The 15997-nt window shown below is 70.4% G+C and carries 16 protein-coding genes; 5 read left to right on the forward strand and 11 right to left on the reverse strand.

Going from position 1 to position 15997, the window contains the following annotated elements; all coding sequences use genetic code 11:
• Positions 1–127: 127 nt before the first annotated feature.
• A complete protein-coding gene (locus CHC09_RS30675) occupies positions 128–1207 on the reverse strand; it encodes an epoxide hydrolase family protein (protein WP_089296718.1) in 1080 nt (359 codons plus the stop codon).
• A gap of 95 nt (positions 1208–1302) precedes the next feature.
• Between CHC09_RS30675 and CHC09_RS30680 the strand changes: the two genes are divergently transcribed.
• Positions 1303–1758, forward strand: coding sequence for a MarR family winged helix-turn-helix transcriptional regulator (locus tag CHC09_RS30680; RefSeq protein WP_089296719.1), 456 nt, complete (start codon positions 1303–1305; stop codon positions 1756–1758).
• Between the two features lie 62 nt (positions 1759–1820).
• Here the strand turns inward: CHC09_RS30680 and CHC09_RS30685 are convergent, their stop codons facing one another.
• The 7 genes from CHC09_RS30685 to rfbA form a co-directional block, all read right to left on the reverse strand.
• Entirely contained in the window at positions 1821–2177 is a 357-nt protein-coding gene (locus CHC09_RS30685; RefSeq protein ID WP_089296720.1) for a VOC family protein, read from the reverse strand.
• Between the two features lie 181 nt (positions 2178–2358).
• Positions 2359–3285, reverse strand: a complete 927-nt coding sequence (locus CHC09_RS30690) for a glycosyltransferase family 2 protein (protein ID WP_089296721.1) — start codon at positions 3283–3285, stop codon at positions 2359–2361.
• On the reverse strand, positions 3282–4352 hold the full coding sequence (locus CHC09_RS30695; RefSeq protein WP_089296722.1) for a GNAT family N-acetyltransferase: 1071 nt from the start codon (positions 4350–4352) through the stop codon (positions 3282–3284). The genes CHC09_RS30690 and CHC09_RS30695 overlap by 4 nt, the downstream gene beginning before the upstream one ends.
• Positions 4349–5698 carry a UDP-glucose dehydrogenase family protein gene (locus tag CHC09_RS30700; RefSeq protein ID WP_089296723.1) on the reverse strand — a complete coding sequence of 450 codons (1350 nt, stop codon included), beginning with the start codon at positions 5696–5698 and terminating at the stop codon, positions 4349–4351. The genes CHC09_RS30695 and CHC09_RS30700 overlap by 4 nt, the downstream gene beginning before the upstream one ends.
• A complete protein-coding gene (locus tag CHC09_RS30705; RefSeq protein ID WP_089296724.1) occupies positions 5698–7194 on the reverse strand; it encodes a sugar transferase in 1497 nt (498 codons plus the stop codon). Before CHC09_RS30705 ends, CHC09_RS30700 begins: the two co-directional genes overlap by 1 nt.
• A gap of 282 nt (positions 7195–7476) precedes the next feature.
• Positions 7477–8106 (reverse strand): dTDP-4-dehydrorhamnose 3,5-epimerase family protein, encoded by a 630-nt coding sequence (locus CHC09_RS30710; RefSeq protein ID WP_089296725.1) that lies wholly within the window; start codon positions 8104–8106, stop codon positions 7477–7479.
• Positions 8103–8987, reverse strand: a complete 885-nt coding sequence (rfbA, locus tag CHC09_RS30715) for a glucose-1-phosphate thymidylyltransferase RfbA (protein ID WP_089296726.1) — start codon at positions 8985–8987, stop codon at positions 8103–8105. Before rfbA ends, CHC09_RS30710 begins: the two co-directional genes overlap by 4 nt.
• A 45-nt stretch (positions 8988–9032) precedes the next feature.
• On the opposite strand from rfbA, the gene rfbB reads away from it, so the two are divergent.
• Both rfbB and rfbD read left to right on the forward strand, forming a co-directional pair.
• Complete coding sequence (gene rfbB / locus CHC09_RS30720) at positions 9033–10010, forward strand: dTDP-glucose 4,6-dehydratase (RefSeq protein WP_089296748.1); 978 nt, start codon at positions 9033–9035, stop codon at positions 10008–10010.
• A complete protein-coding gene (gene rfbD / locus CHC09_RS30725) occupies positions 10010–10834 on the forward strand; it encodes a dTDP-4-dehydrorhamnose reductase (protein WP_179277353.1) in 825 nt (274 codons plus the stop codon). Before rfbB ends, rfbD begins: the two co-directional genes overlap by 1 nt.
• Positions 10835–10846: 12 nt before the next feature.
• Here rfbD and CHC09_RS30730 read toward each other — a convergent pair whose 3' ends face one another.
• The gene (locus tag CHC09_RS30730) at positions 10847–11089 is read right to left on the reverse strand and encodes a hypothetical protein (RefSeq protein WP_089296727.1); all 243 of its coding nucleotides are present in this window, start codon (positions 11087–11089) and stop codon (positions 10847–10849) included.
• A 163-nt stretch (positions 11090–11252) separates the two neighbouring features.
• Here CHC09_RS30730 and CHC09_RS30735 point away from each other — a divergent pair, with 163 nt between their 5' ends.
• The gene (locus tag CHC09_RS30735) at positions 11253–11873 is read left to right on the forward strand and encodes a helix-turn-helix domain-containing protein (RefSeq protein ID WP_089296728.1); all 621 of its coding nucleotides are present in this window, start codon (positions 11253–11255) and stop codon (positions 11871–11873) included.
• Here the strand turns inward: CHC09_RS30735 and CHC09_RS30740 are convergent.
• Positions 11809–14547: a tetratricopeptide repeat protein gene (locus tag CHC09_RS30740; RefSeq protein ID WP_089296729.1), complete on the reverse strand. Its 2739-nt coding sequence runs from the start codon at positions 14545–14547 to the stop codon at positions 11809–11811. The two genes, CHC09_RS30735 and CHC09_RS30740, sit on opposite strands and share 65 nt — an antisense overlap.
• Positions 14548–14618: 71 nt before the next feature.
• On the reverse strand, positions 14619–15359 hold the full coding sequence (locus CHC09_RS30745; protein WP_089296750.1) for an SDR family oxidoreductase: 741 nt from the start codon (positions 15357–15359) through the stop codon (positions 14619–14621).
• A 149-nt stretch (positions 15360–15508) separates the two neighbouring features.
• Between CHC09_RS30745 and CHC09_RS30750 the strand changes: the two genes are divergently transcribed.
• Positions 15509–15997: protein kinase domain-containing protein (locus tag CHC09_RS30750; protein ID WP_143232685.1), on the forward strand; the 489-nt coding region annotated here is incomplete at its 3' end.

Genomic DNA, 15997 nt, shown 5'->3' on the forward strand with positions numbered 1-15997 from the left:
AGCGCGGCGCACGGCAGAAGCGCGGCGCGGGCCTCGCGCGAGATCGGCACGGCCACTCGGCCGCGAGGCCTGCCCACAGAGCTCCATCGGTCGTACCGAAATGTGGGTCTTGATTTTGGCTCCCGGGTCATTCGGCGTGGAAGAAGTCCCGGATGTCCTCGGCGAGCAGGTCCGGCACCTCCATCGCGGCGAAGTGGCCGCCGCGCTCGAACTCCGACCAGTGCCGGATGTCGTACAGCCGCTCGGCCAGCGGCCGCACCGACTGCGTGATGTCGTACGGGAGCACCGCCACACCGACCGGCACCGGGCACGGCGCGGACGGCCCCCGCGGAGTGTCGTGGTGCAGCCGCGCCGAGGAGGCCGCGGTGGCGGTCAGCCAGTACAGCGAGATGTCGGTGAGCATCCGGTCGTCGCTGATCGGCGAGCGCGGATCCGTCCACTGCGCGAACCGCTCGGCGATCCAGGCCAGCTGGCCGACCGGCGAGTCGGTCAGCGCGTAGCCGATGGTCTGCGGGGTGGCGGCCAGCAGGGCCTGGTACGGCGGACGGTTCGCCATCAGCTGCCGGATCCGGTCCAGCCGGGCCTCGTCCGTCTCGGACAGTTCGATGCCGGCGTCGGGGACCGGCCGGGTCGGCAGGTAGTTGACGTGTACGCCGACGACCTGCTCGGGCGCCACCGCGCCGAGCGCGAGTGAGATGCCCGCGCCGAAGTCGCCGCCCTGTGCTCCGTAGCGCTCGTATCCGAGGCGGCGCATCAGCTCGGCCCAGGCTCGCGCGATCCGGACGATGTCCCAGCCGCGTTCGTGGGTCGGCCCGGAGAAACCGTAGCCCGGGATGGACGGGATGACCAGGTGGAAGTCGCGCGACAGCGGCTCGATCACGTCGAGGAACTCCAGGAACGAGCCGGGCCAGCCGTGGGTGAGGATCACCGCGAGCGCGTCCGGTTTCGCCGACCGGACGTGCACGAAGTGGATGTTCTGCCCGTCGATCTCGGTGGTGAAGTGTGGCAGCCGGTTGAGCCTGGCCTCGTGCTCGCGCCAGTCGTATCCGGTTCGCCAGTGTTCGGCCAGTTCCTTGAGTCGCGCCAGCGGGAAGCCGTAGTCCCATCCGGCGTCGGCGACCTCGTTGGGCCACCGGGTGCGGGCGAGCCGGTCGGTCAGGTCGTCGAGGTCGGCCTGGGGGATGTCGATGTGGAACGGCTTGATCATCACACTGACTCCAGAATTCGTTCGGGCGACTAACGTTTGTCAGCCAAACGATACCGGAATCGTTAGTGCGACCAACGATTAGTTAGACTCCTCACATGGAGAACCCGTCCGAGCAGTCGCCCGCGAGGTGGGCCAGCCTGCCCAGCTGGCTGCTCACCCGAACCGCCGACCACGCGCACCGTCTGGTCGGCGACGGGTTCTCGGCCGTCGGCGCCCGCGGCTACCACTACCGTCTACTGGCGACCCTGGAAGAACTCGGCCCGGCCAGTCAGGCCGCGCTGGGCCGCCGTAGCGGCATCCATCTCAGCGACATGGTGGCGACGATCAACGAACTCGCGGACGGCGGACTCGTCGAGCGCGCCCCGGATCCCGCCGACCGGCGGCGCAACATCATCTCGTTGACCGCCGCCGGCGAGCGGCAACTGCGGCAGCTCGAGGAACGGCTGACCGAAACCCAGGAAGAACTGCTCGCTCCGCTCTCACCCGAGGAGCGGCAGCGGTTGACCGAACTGCTGTCCAGGCTGTTGGACCACCACAACGGGCGAACCTGATCAGGTCGTCGTCAGCGGCCGCTGAAACCCGGATCTGACATGCGGAGGTACGGCAGGCCGGCTCAGCGTCGATCGGGGGCGTGCAGCCCGATCAGGAGCCCGGCCGGGTCGAGAACGTAGCAACCGCGGCCGACACCGGCCAGCTCGAACGGCGGAACGACGACCGTACCGCCGTGCGCGCCGACCGCGGCGGTCGCCGCGTCCAGGTCCGGGACCTGGATGACCGGCACCGCCCGGGGTTGCCCGTCGCGGGAGGCCAGCAGCGCGGTGTCGACGCCGGGGCCGGCACCGTGCGGGGCCACCAGGTATTCCGGGGTGGCGAACGGTTGGGGTTCCCAGCCGAACACGGCGCTGAAGAACGCGGCAGACGCCGGCAGGTCGGGCGAGTTCAGCTCGACATAGGTCACGGGCTGGGTCACGGCTTGTCCCCTTGCGGAATGCGGCGGTTCGTTGCGGTGCCCCGGCACGGTCGTTCAGCGTCGGGGCGGCAGCCCTCATGTCGGCCAGGCCACGGACCCACTGTTCCACCAGGTGGAGCGCCGCGCTGCCGCCCTACTGAAACCGGCTCCCTCACCAGAACAGCGACCCCACTACGGCCGGCTAGATCCCTGGCTTCGAGCGGACGACGCTGGCCGGGCCGGGGACCTCACGCAGCCGTGACGGGGTGAGCAGATCGCGGGTGGCGGCTCGGCTCGGGCGCTTGCCCAGGGCGGCACGGCTCGACTCGCGCAGCACCAGCGCCACCCAGTAGGCCGACGTGCGCACGCGGCCGTGCCTGCGCCGGAACAGGCGGACCCGGTTCAGGGTGAGCAGCGCCCACAGACCCGGCGAGACCCGGGAATCGCCCTCCAGGTGGACGGCGTGGGCGTCCGGGATGTAGCGCGTCCGCAGCCCCGCGTCCCGCGCGCGCAAGGCGAAGTCGGTCTCCTCCGAGTACAGGAAGAACGACTCGTCCCACGGGGCGATCCGCGACCAGCACTCCGCGCTGATCAGCTGGGTCGAGCCCTCGGCCCAGTCGGTGAACGTCTCCACGTCGTACGCCCGCGGGTCTGTGACGACCTCTCCCAGCAACCGGAAGCGGCCCGCCCGCCTGGCGCCCAGGAAGGCGTCTCCCAGCGTCCGCAGGACGCTCGGCTCGCGGCGCTGCGTGTGGATCAGCGTGCCGGAGCCGTCGACCAGATGCGGGACCGCGATCCCGGTCCCGGGCGTCCGCAGCGCGGCGAGCAGGCGCGGCACACAGCCCGGGGTCAAGCGGACGTCGGGATTCAGAACCAGGATCGCGTCGTACGCCGGGGACGCGGCCACCGCGGCGTTGATGCCCGCCGCGTAGCCGGCGTTGCGGCCCATCTCGACGACCGTCGCCTCCGGCGCGAGGGAGCGCACCAGCGCGACGCTCCCGTCGGCGGAGGCGTTGTCGGCGACCGTGAGGTGCCACTTCATGCCGTCGAGGCCGGACCGCAGCCCGGCGATCAGGTCGGCGAGCAGCCGCTCGCTGTTGTAGGTGACCACCGCAACCAGGATCGTCATCGCGCGGCCAGCCTCGCCTTCAGTCCGCGGAGCACCCTGCCGGTACGGCCGCTCTTGAGCTTCTCCCCCAGCGCGCCCTGGCGCAGGGTGCGCGACAGCGCGGTCTGGGTCCGGCGCGCGGTGGCGACCGTCCAGGAACGGCCGGCCCGGCCGGCGGCGACCGGGGTCTCGGCGTTCTTCAGCCGGGTCTTGTAGAGCGCCTCGGACTTGCCGAGGTCGATCTGCTGGATGCCGTCGGTGGCGCCGGCCTCGGCCATTCGCAGGCAGAGCAGGATGCCGGCGGAGTACTTCGCCAGGTCCTGGTCGTAGGAGGGGAACCAGTAGGCGAGCACGGACTGGCTGCGCAGCCCCAGGTGCGCGGCGACCGGGCGGTCCCCGGCGTAGATCGTGGAGACGAACGCGCGGCACCCGTCGGACGTGGACGCGCGCAACTCCTCCAGAACGCCCGCGATCCACGGGGTCGTGAAGCGGTCGAACTGCTGGGTACGCCGGTACTGCGCGCCCTTCCACTCGCGCAGCGCGGCGAGTGCCGCCGGGTCGCGGTCGTCCCAGACGAAGCGTTCGTCACCGGCTTCGCGGACCATCTTCCGCTGTTTGCGCAGCGTCTGCTTGACGACGTCACCAACGGAATTGCGATTTTCGACGTACGCGGCATAGCCGTCCCCGATGTTCATCAGAGGCGAGCCGAGGACCGACGTATGGAACCGGCCGAACTGACCGGCCATCAGGTGGTCGTACTCCAGGACCGGCAGCTTGCACGCCTTGAGCAGTGCCATCTCGTCCCAGTTCGCGCCGTCCCGCGCGATCAGGCCCTGGCAGTCGCTGATGCCGAAGCCGATCGGCACCCCGATCACCCGGTTACGCACCTCGAACGGGAAGAAGCCGGTGATCCCGTCGGACTCCTCGAGCACCGCGACCCGGGCGGCCGGGCGCTGCCGGGCGACGGCGAGGGTGAACTCCGGGGCGAGGAACGGGTTCTGCAGACCGGGCTGGTCCTTCTGGAACTGCCGCCAGGCGCCGAGCTCGGCGGGACCGAGCTCGTCCGGGCGTATTACGGAGATCTTCACGCGTGACCCGTTCCGTGCAGAGAGGGACGGCCGAGCGCGCGGTACTCCCAGCCGGCGGCGCGCCAGTGTGCCGGGACGAGCGCGTGCCGCCCGTCGACGATCTTCGCGCGGCGGACCACGGCGGCCATCGCGGCCGGCTCGATGTCCCGGAACTCGTTCCACTCGGTCAGCAGCACGACGACGTCCGCGTCGCGGGCCGCGTCCAGGGCGCTTGTGGCGTACGCCAGCTCGGGGTGCACCCGCCGCGCGTTCTCCATCGCGGCCGGGTCGAAGACGACCACGTCCGCGCCCATCCGGTGCAGGGTCGCCGCGACGTCCAGCGCGGGCGCGTCCCGGATGTCGTCGGAGTTCGGCTTGAACGCGGCGCCCAGCGCGGCGATCCGCTTGCCGGCGACGTCACCGTCGCAGAGTTCGACGACGAGATCGACGGTACGGGCGCGGCGGCGCCGGTTGATCCCGTCGATCTCGCGCAGGAAGCCGACGGCCTGGCCGACCCCGAGCTCCTCGGCCCGGTGCGCGAACGCGCGGATGTCCTTCGGCAGGCAGCCCCCGCCGAACCCCAGCCCGGGGCGCAGGAACCTGCCACCGATCCGTTCGTCGTACGCGAGCGCCTCGGCGAGGTCGTGGACGTCGGCGCCGGTCGCCTCGCAGACCTCGGCCATCGCGTTGATGTAGGAGATCTTCGTGGCCAGGAACGAGTTGGCCGCGACCTTGACCAGCTCCGCGGTCTGCAGGTCGGTGACCTTGACCGGCACGTCCTGGGCCAGCACCGGCTGGAACGCCGCCCGCAGCCGCTGCTCGGCCCACTCGCTGGTGACGCCGAAGACCAGCCGGTCGGGTCGCATGGTGTCGTCCACCGCGAAGCCCTCGCGCAGGAACTCCGGGTTCCACGCGAGCTCGACCTCGTCGCCGGCCGGGGCGAGCGACCGCAGCAGGGCGGCGAGCCGGGCGGCGGTGCCGACCGGCACGGTGGACTTGCCGACCACCAGGGTGCGGCGATCCAGGTGCGGTGCGAGGCTGGTGACGGCCGCGTCGACATACGTCAGGTCGGCCGCCTCGGAGTCCGCCCGCTGCGGCGTCCCCACGCAGACGAAGTGCACGTCGCCGAAGGCGCCGGCCTCGGCGAAGCTGGTGGTGAACCGCAGCCGGCCGGACTCCAGTGCCTTGGTGAGCAGCTCGGGCAGGCCGGGCTCGAAGAACGGCACCTCACCGGAGCTCAGCTTCTCGATCTTGTCGGTGTCGACGTCGACGCCGAGCACCTCGAAACCCAGGACGGCCATGCAGATCGCGTGCGTGGCGCCGAGGTATCCGGTGCCGATGACGGTGAGACGGGGACTTGCGGGCATCAATAGGCTCCCGAGCTGCGCACCACGGCGCTGACGGTACGGAACAGGATGGCGAGGTCCATGGCGAGCGACCAGTTCTCCACGTAGCTGAGGTCGAGCCGGATCGACTCCTCCCAGGACAGGTCGGAGCGGCCGGACACCTGCCACAGGCCGGTCAGGCCGGGCTTGACGACGAGCCGGCGCAGCATGTCGGAGGGGTAACCGGCCACCTCCCGGGCCAGCGGCGGCCGCGGTCCGACCAGTGACATGTCGCCCTTGACCACGTTGAGCAGCTGCGGCAGCTCGTCGACGGAGAACCGGCGCAGCCACTGGCCGATCGGGGTGATCCGGGGGTCCGCACGGATCTTGAAGAGTTCGCCGTCGTGCTCGTTGAGCTCTTTCAGCTCGGCGAGCCGCGCCTCGGCGTCGACCACCATGGTGCGGAACTTGTAGAGCATGAACGTGCGGCCGTCCTTGCCGACCCGCTCCTGTTTGAAGATCGCGGGACCGCGGCCGTTCCTGCCGAACATCACCAGGCCGGCGACCACGAGCAGCAGGGGCGAGAGCAGGACGAGCAGGGTCAGGGCGCCGACCCGGTCGAAGGTCGCCTTGAAGAAACGGGCGCTGCCCTTGAGCTTGGGGTGCTCGACGTGCAGCATCGGCAGGCCGTCCACCGGGCGGATGGTGGTGCGGTCGCCGGCGACGTCGACCAGGGTGCTGGCCACTATCAGGTCGATGTCGTCGCGTTCCAGCTGCCAGGCGAGCCGGCGCAGGGCGGGCCCGTCGATCTCCGGGCAGGCCAGGACGATCACGGTGTCGGCGTCGGCGCGGGTGACCGCCGAGTCGACCGAGTCGAAGGTGCCGTAGACCGGGGGCATCCCGGCGGCGAACGTCTTCGGACTGGGGGTGACCGGCAGCACGGCGCCGATCACGCCGAGGCCGTGGTAGCGCTCGCGCCGCAACCGGCGGGTCATGTCGGAGACGGCCTTCTCGTGGCCGACCAGCAGGACCCGGTGCAGGCGGTCGCCGCGGCCCCAGGATCGGTGCAGCCGCTGCCGGTAGAGATAGCGCGCACCGAGGTCCACCGCGATGGCCAGCGGCAGGGCGATGCTCACGTAGCCGCGGGCCAGGCGCAGGTCGAAGGCGAAGGAGGCGATGGCCAGGACGGCGGTCAGCCCCACGCCGGAGCGGAACACCCGGGCGTACTCGTCGGTGCCGACGAACAGGTGGCGCGGCTCGTAGGCCCGGTTCGCCGAGAGACAGACGACCCAGGCGATCGGCAGCAGGGCCGTCAGCAGGACGTAGCCCTTCATGTTCGGTTCGTCGCCGTCCGGGCCGAACCGCAGGACCAGCGCCCAGCAGGCGGCGCCGAACCCCACGACGTAGTCGATGAGGTACAGCATCCGGGCGTACCGGTTCTGCCAGCCCGCCCGCGTCTCGCCGGCGCGTTTCCCCCGCCGCGCCTGTGACGCCCTGTCGCTCAGGTCGACGGTGGACAGCGATTCGATTGTCTGCACGCCTCTGCCCCCATTGGCTGCGGTCAATCCATTTCAGAAGTTAAACGGCAAACCGGACAAGCCGGATGCGATAGCCGCCGAGACGCTCGTCGCGCTCGACGGTGAGCGGTCGGTCACACACTGGAGACCCACCGGACACATGAGACAGACTTCCGAACCGTACCCGGTCCGCGCTACATCTTTCCGTCCGGCACGAATGGCGGTTCGGGTGAGAGAAATGGCGAACGTCCAGTTCGGAGCAGCCCGCTCTCGACAGGCGCATACTACGCAGATCCGCGTAGGTCAATCACCCTCGCCGAATGATTGACTGTCGTCAACACGACGTATTGTTTCCACGAAGTCACGGCACGTGTCGAACCGCGGAAGCAGGCCGGCCCCGAGCGCCTCGGAGAGCGACGGCGCCCCGGAATCCTTGGGCGACAGCAGCGGCACGTCGACCGGCCAGGTGATCCCGAGCTCCGGGTCCAGCGGGTCGATCCCGTGCTCGTGGCCCGGGCGGTAGGTGGCCGAGCAGAGGTACGCCACGACGGCCCCCTCGGTCAGCGAGCAGAACGCGTGCCCCAGCCCCTCGGCGAGGTAGACCGCGCGCCGCTCGGTGTCGTCGAGCGTGACCGCCTCCCACTGCCCGAAGGTGGGCGAGCCGACCCGGAGGTCCACCACCACGTCCAGGACCGCCCCGGACACACAGGTGACATATTTGGCCTGACCGGGCGGCACGTCGGCGAAGTGGACGCCGCGCACCACGCCCTTGGCCGAGGTGGAGAGGTTGGCCTGGGCCAGGTCGAGCGGGTGGCCGACGGCGGCGGCCAGGTGATCGAAGCGGTACCACTCCAGGAACGTGCCGCGATCGTCGCCGTGCAGCACCGGGGTGATCTCCCAGGCGCCCTCGATGGTCAGCGGACGGATCTTCACCGGGCACCCCCGAACGGGCCGCTCTCCAGCAGGCGCTCCAGATAGTCACCATAACCGCTCTTCAACAGCGGCTGGGCCAGCTCCCGCAGGTGCCCGTCGGAGATGAAACCGAGCCGCCAGGCGGCCTCCTCGACACAGCCGATCTTGAGGCCCTGGCGCTCCTCGATCACCCGCACGTACTCCGACGCCTGCACCATCGACTGAAACGTGCCGGTGTCCAGCCACACCGTGCCCCGGTCCAGCACGGTCACGTCGAGCCGGCCGCGGCGCAGGTACTCCTCGTTGACCGCGGTGATCTCCAGCTCGCCCCGCGCGCTGGGCTCCAGCTCCGCCGCGATCTCCACCACGTCGGCGTCGTAGAAGTAGAGGCCCGGTACGACGTACGTCGACTTGGGCTTGTCGGGCTTCTCCTCGATGGACAGCACCTTGCCGGACTCGTCGAACTCGACGACGCCATAGCGGTGCGGGTCGGCCACCGGGTACGCGAAGATCCGCCCGCCGGCCGGATCGGTGAACCGGGCGAGCTGCCGCCCGAGCCCGACGCCGTGGAAGATGTTGTCGCCGAGGATCAGCGCGACCGGCTCGTTCCCGATGAAATCCGCGCCGATCCGGAACGCCTGGGCGATCCCGTCCGGTTTCGGTTGCTCCGCATAAGAAAGGGACAGACCGAAACGGCTTCCGTCGCCGAGCAGTCGCTCGAAATGTGGCTGATCCTCGGGCGTCGTGATGACCAGGATCTCTCGAATTCCGGCGGAGACCAGGGTGGTCAACGGGTAGTACACCATCGGTTTGTCAAAAATTGGCATAAGCTGTTTCGACATGGCCATGGTGATCGGCCACAGCCGTGAGCCGGTGCCACCGGCCAGCAGGATTCCACGCACCGAGGAAGACTAAGCACAGTGGAGGCGGTAGTACACTCGACCGTCGTGCAGATTCTCGTGACCGGGGGCGCCGGTTTCATCGGTTCGGCCTATGTCCGGGCGGTACTGAAGGATGAATTCGCAGGTGCGGTCGGTGCCTCGGTGACCGTGCTGGACCTCTTGTCCTATTCCGGAAACCTCGCCAATTTGCCCGTGACGGATTCCCGACTCAACTTCGTCCGCGGCGACATCGGCGACGCGGCCCTGCTGCGCGACCTGCTCCCGGGCCACGACGCGATCGTCCACTTCGCCGCGGAATCCCATGTGGACCGCTCGATCAGCGGGGCGATACCGTTCGTCACCACGAACGTGCTCGGCACCCAGGTGCTGCTGGACGCGGCCCGGGAGGCCGGCGTCGGCCGCTTCGTGCACGTCTCCACCGACGAGGTGTACGGCTCGATCGACGAGGGGTCGTGGACCGAGACGTGGCCGCTCGCGCCGAACTCGCCGTACGCCGCGTCGAAGGCCGCCTCCGACCTGCTCGCCCTCGCGGCCCACCGCACCCACGGGATGGACGTGGTGGTCACCCGCTGCTCCAACAACTACGGCCCGCACCAGTTCCCGGAGAAGGTCATCCCGCTCTTCGTGACCAACCTCCTGGACGGCAAGCAGGTGCCGCTCTACGGCGACGGCGGCAACATCCGCGACTGGCTGCACGTCTCCGACCACTGCCGCGGCATCCAGTTGGCCCTGGAGAAGGGCCGGGCCGGCGAGGTCTACAACATCGGTGGCGGCACCGAGCTCACCAACCGGGAGCTGACCGGACGGCTGCTGGAGGCGTGCGGCGCGGGCTGGGACATGGTCCGCCCGGTCGAGGACCGCAAGGGTCACGACCGCCGCTACTCGCTGGACATCACCAAGATCAAAAATGAGCTGGGGTACGAACCCCAGGTCACCCTGGAGCAGGGCCTGGCCGACACCGTCACCTGGTACCGGGAGAACCGCGCCTGGTGGGAGCCGCTCAAGGCCCGGACCGGCCGCTGATGCGCTGGCTGATCACCGGGGCCGGCGGCATGCTCGGCCGGGACCTGCAGGCCGTGCTGCACGGCGCGGACGTCGTCGCGGCCACCCGCGCCGACCTGGACATCCTCTCCTTCGACGCGGTCCGGGACGCCGTCGGCGACGTGGACGTCGTGATCAACGCGGCGGCGTGGACCGACGTGGACGGCGCCGAGGCGTCCGAGGAGGCGGCCACCGCGATCAACGGGCACGGCGCGCGCAACCTCGCTCTCGCCGCCGGCAAACGGCTGATCCACATCTCCACCGACTACGTCTTCGACGGGACCGCGACCACCCCGATCCCGGAGGGGGCGACGCGGGCGCCGCTCAACGCCTACGGCCGCGGCAAGGCGGTGGGCGAGGAGGCGGTGCTGGCGGCGGGTGGCACCGTGGTGAGAACTGCCTGGTTGTACGGCGAACACGGCCCCAACTTCGTCCGTACGATGCTGGCCCTGGCCGCCCAGCGCGACACCCTCGACGTTGTCGACGACCAGGTGGGGCCGCCCACCTGGTCGTACGCCCTCGCCCAGCAACTGGTCGACCTGGCCCGCGCGTCGGCCGCCCCCGGCGTCTACCACGGCACGGCGGCCGGCTCGACCACCTGGTGCGGCCTGGCCCGGGCCGCTTTCACCGAGGCCGGCCTCGACCCGTCCCGCATCCGCCCCACCACCAGCGACCGCTTCCCGCGCCCGGCGCGACGGCCGTCCTACAGCGTGCTGGGCCACGCCCGCTGGTCCGGCACCGGCGTCGCGCCGCTGCGGGACTGGCGCACCATGCTCACCGAGGCGATGCCCGCACTCACCGGATGACCCCGGCCGAGCTCACCGACGCAGGTGCGGCAGGTCGTGTTCGCGGAGCACGTAGTTGACGTGCGCCTGCCGCAGCGACGGGAACTCCGCCTTCAGCGTGTCGTAGATGGTGAACCGGTCGCACGCCCAGCGGCGGGCGAGCGCCAGGATGGCGCTGCGAACCTCGCCGCTGGGCGGTGGCACGAATTCCCGCGGGGGCAGGTTCCAGGGGATCTCGGCGGAGTCTCGTGGCTGGATGTCGTCGTCGTCGACCATCGGAACCTCCGTGCCGGACGTCTCTCCCCCCGAAGGTAGGAACAGGCGCTGACGCCGGTCCACGACGAACCCCGGCAGGGATCCGACACCATCGTGGCGGCTTCCTGACCAGCGGCGTGATCCCTGTCTAAGCTTGGGCATTTCCCAGCACGCGGAGGACGGAATGCCGGGGGTGGCCATCGAGGTTGCCGTCGTCGACCCGCTACCCCTGTTCCGGCAAGGCGCCGCTGCCGTGCTCACCGCCGCCGGTCACACCGTGCACACCCCGTCGGACGTACTGGCCTGGGCCAGCCGTACACCCGGCGCGTTGATCCTGCTGACGGTGCTGACCTCGGAGGACTGGAGCCGCCTGGCACGGCTGCACGAGTCGTCCCACCTGGTCGTGGCCCTGCTCAACGGTGAATCGACCGCGGCGGGCGTGCGTGCCGTCCGGTCCGGGGCCCGGTCCGTGCTCCTGCGCGACGCGTCACCGGCCGCCCTGCGGCGAACGGTGTCCGCGACCATCGACGGGCAGGCGGTGGTGCCGGCCCGAGTGGCCGCGGCGCTGGCCGGCGGAAGCGGCGACGACCGGGAATCGACGGGCCGGCCGGCGGAAGCGAAGATGGCATGGTTACGCGCCTTGGCGGGCGGGGTCACGGTCGCCGAACTCGCCGTACATGCCGGCTACTCGGAACGCGCGATGTTCCGGATGCTGCGGGCGCTGTACCGCGAGATGGGCGTCAGCACCCGGGTGGCGGCGCTGATCCGGGCTCAGGAGTCGGGCTGGCTTCGACCGGGTGGGTAGCGGCGGTCCTGAGCAGTTCCAGTCGATCCGGCGGGATCCGTGCGGCGAGCAGGCCCAGCATGTAGGTGAGGCGGGCGCCGAGCACGGGCTGCGGATCCGGGACCAGCGCCCGAGCCCGCTGAAACGCGTCCAGCGCCGGTTTCAGCGGTGCGCCGCTGGTCGCGTGGATGCCGGCGGTCGCTTGGACGCCGGTGGTCGCTTGGACGCCGGTGGTCGCGTGGATGCCGGTGGTCGCGTGGATGCCGGCGCGAGCCAGCCCGGTGATCTCCGCCGCCGCGAAGTCCTTGGGATCGACGCGCCACCGGCGGGAAGCCTGCCGCTCCAGACGGACGAAGAAGGTCGGGTCGGTGGCGTCCGGTCTCTGCCGGAAAGCGATGAGCGCCCGCAGCATCGGCACCATGAGGGCACGTCCCGGGCGCTGGTACAGCAGCGCGTCCTCGATGACTGTCCGGGCCTTGCCGAGACGGGTGAGGCGGAGGTGAACCAGAGCCAGGGTGGTTCGCGCCTGCAACACCATCGCCGACGCCTGGAGACTCAGGGCGTCAGCGACGGCACGGGTCGCGTGCTCCTCCGCGAGATCGAGATCTCCCGTGTCCATCGCGAGATCCGCCCACCCGTCGGCGCACTGCACCCGCAGGGTCGCGTCTCGGTGGGCGTGCGCGGCGGCCGCGTCGTCCGCCAGCTTCATGACGCGTCCGGCCTCCGTCTCATCGCCCATCTCCGAATGCCAGCGCGCCAGGCGCACCGCGACGCGAACCGCTTGCGGCGAGTTCTCCGACTGCGCGGCGGACAGCGCCGCACGGCCGAGCCGCACCGCGTCGACGTGTTCTCCCCACCGCCGGCGGCACTCCGCGAGGCCGGACAGGGCCGACAGCCGGGCCTCGGCATCGTCATGCTCCTCTGCCACGGCCAGTGCATTCGAGAAGTGCTCGTCCGCGGCGGGAACATCGTTGCGCTGCCAGTCGAGCTCTGCCAGGTTGAGGTAGATCTTCGGCAGACCGACCTCCTGCCGGTTCGCGGCCGCGGCCTTGGTCATGGCCAGCCGGTACTCGGTCCGGGCCTCCTCGAAGCGCCCCCGGATCCGGTAGAGGGAGCCCAGCGAGTTGTGATTGATCATCTCCAGTTCCGGATCTCCGAGATTCCCGGCGATCCGCTCGCGGTACTCGAGCAGCAGATGGGTGGCGTGCCACCGCTGCAGGACCGGGTGCATCTGGCCGATCAGCGCGAAGGCCGAACGCCAGAGCCCCGCGCGGACCCGGACATCAACCTCGGCGAAGGCCAGATCGAGTTGATCGACCCGGTGAACGTTCTCCCAAACCGGTCTCCGGTCGGTCAGCACGAATGCGGCTCGATACAGCAGTCGCTCGGCACCGTTCGGCACCACCGCCAGCGTCTCCCGGATCGCGGCGTTCGGCACGTGGAAACGGTCCGCCACGACGTCGACGACCTGGGCCTCCCGGAGCTGGTCCAGCAGCGCACGAATCAGGCCGGCCGGCACCTCGTCGGCCAGCAACTCAGCGACCAGCTCCGGGAGCACCGGAATCCCGTACGCCACCAGCGCCGCCGCGACCTGCCGCTGTTCCGGATCGAACGAGCGGACGATCTCGGCGGCGAGCGCGGCCTCCCGGCCGCGCTCATCCTCATCCGCCAGCAGGTCCGCCAGACCGTTCTCGGTCAGCCGGGAGCCGGGCAGGCGCAGGGCGGTGCCGAAGAGCTCGGCCAGCCGCGGCACCCCGTGCAGGAGCTGGAAGATCCGTTGCGGGTCGACCCCGCTGAGATCGATTCTGCCGGCGGCCTCCAGCCGACCGAGGTATTCCCGGAAGTGCGACGCGACGAGACCGCCCACCCACACCTCTTTGAATTGCTCCGGCCACCGGCCCTCGCCGGTACGCTCCGGAACCCGTTCCAGCACCAGGAGCACTTTCACCGGGCGCCGCCGGCCGGCGACCTTGGTGAGCGCCTCCTCCAGACGCAGGTCACGAAACCGGTTCGTGGTGGGATCGATCAGTGCCTTGGCGTCATCCAGGACTATCGTGACCGGCGATCCGTCCGGCGCCTCCAGCGCGGCCTCGAAGCGGGTCAGCAGGTCCTCGTCGCGTCTGAGGCCGGGTTGCCCCACCGTGAGGGCGTCGAGCAGCATCTTGGCGTCGAATCCGAGGCCACGGGTGACCGGGGGACGAAGGACGCGATCCGTCAGCCCGGTCACCCGGAGCACGTGGTCCACCAGGGCCGATTTCCCCACGCCCGGTCCGCCGTGCACCAGGACCACGGTGGAATGGTCGGCGGTGAGGATCGATTCGAGCTGGGCGCGCGCGCCATCGTGATTGATCAGATCCTCGGGACCGGAGCCGCCGAGCAACGAACTCGGCGGCATGGTCTCCACGGGCGGTGGCACAGCGGGCGCCACGCCCGGTTCGTTGTGGACATAGGTCCCGATGATCATCTGGACAGAACCCGTCGTCGCCGGTGCCGCCGAGTTCACGCGGCCTCGCGCCCAGGTGAGCAGGGCCGGCACGATGGCGACGGCCCAACTGAGCCGCTCGACCCAGTCCCAGGCGCCGCCGCCGTACCGCTTCTCCAGCCAATCCCACCAGCCCAGTGGCCACTTCACCAGCACCAGAAGAATCGCCATCACCACGGTCAGGGCGCCGGCCCACCACCATCGCCTGGTCACGTCGCCATCATCGCGTCGACAACGAGATCAAGATAGCCGCCGAAGAGTCACCCCGGTCGATCGATGAATCCTCAACGCAGCTCGTTGAGCCACTCGTCGAAGGTCTGCCTCCCCCGGAGGCCCGGGCCGGTCGGCAGGTTGCCGCCGGTCGCCATCGCCCTGCCCGCCCGGCCCGGCATCGGGAAGCCGAGCACCCACTTGCGCGGACCGCAGCGCCGCGACACCTTCCGCACCAGGTCGGCCATCCGCAGCGGCTCCGGGCCGGCGATCTCCGGCGCCATGCCGACCGGATCACCGGCGGCCAGCCGGACCAGCTCAGCCGCGACCTCGCGGGCCGCGACCGGCTGGCTCAGCATCGACGGCACCACCGCGATCGGGCCGCCCATCCTGGTCAGCGACTGCAGTGCGAACTCGTGGAACTGGGCGGCCCGCAGCACCGTCGCCGGCACCGGACCGGCCAGCGCCACCCGCTCCTGGTTGAGTTTTGCCTGGTAGTAGCCCCATTCGACGCGATCGACGCCGATGATCGAGAGGAGTACGTGGTGCTTGACCCCGGCCCGCTCCTCGGCCGCCCGCAGGTTCCGGGTGACCGTCTCGAAGAAGCCGGTCGCCTTCTTCCCACTCAGCGTCTCGATGTTCGACACGTCGATCACCACGTCAGCGCCGCGCAACGCCTCATCCAGGCCGGCACCGGTGGTCAGGTCGACGCCACGGGACCGGGAGATCACCACGACCTCGTGTCCCGCCTTCCGGGCCTCCTCGACCACCAGCTTGCCGACCAGACCGGTGCCACCGGCCACCACCATCCGCATCCCGTCCACCTCTCGATCAATTCGGGTTCGCGCCATGGACGGGGCAGCTCGCACGAATGTGACAGCCGGCGGAGGAAGGAACGGCGACCCCGGACCGACTGACCAGGGAAAGAGAGAAAAATCGTGCTAAAGGTAGCATTATCCGATAGGTGGGCGAGGAGCTGCTCTACCTGAGTGACCGGACGCAGGTCACCCGCCGTAGCCCGCCCGACGGCCCCGACGTGATCTACAAACACGCCACCGGGCCCGGCGCGACCCGACGGATCGAGCACGAACGCGCCGTCCTGGAGAAGCTCGCCGGCCTGCCCGGCATCCCTCACCTGGCCGCGCACCAGCCGCGCCGGACCCTGGTCCTGCGGGACGACGACGCCTCGCCGGTGGCCGGGCCGATGTCCCCGCCCGACCTGGTCCGCACCGCACACTCCCTGGCCGTCACGCTCGCCGGGGTCCACCGCGCCGGCGTGCTGCATCGCGACATCACTCCGGCCAACGTCGTGCTGTGTCCGGACGCCACCCCCCTGCTCATCGACTACGACCTCGCGCTCACCGGCGCCCCGGAGCCGGGCGAGGGCCTGGTCGGCACCCTGGGTTTCCTGGCGCCGGAGCAGACCGGCCGCACCGGCCTGAGCATCGACCGC

It is taken from the genome of Actinoplanes regularis (assembly GCF_900188005.1).
GTDB lineage: Bacteria > Actinomycetota > Actinomycetes > Mycobacteriales > Micromonosporaceae > Actinoplanes > Actinoplanes regularis.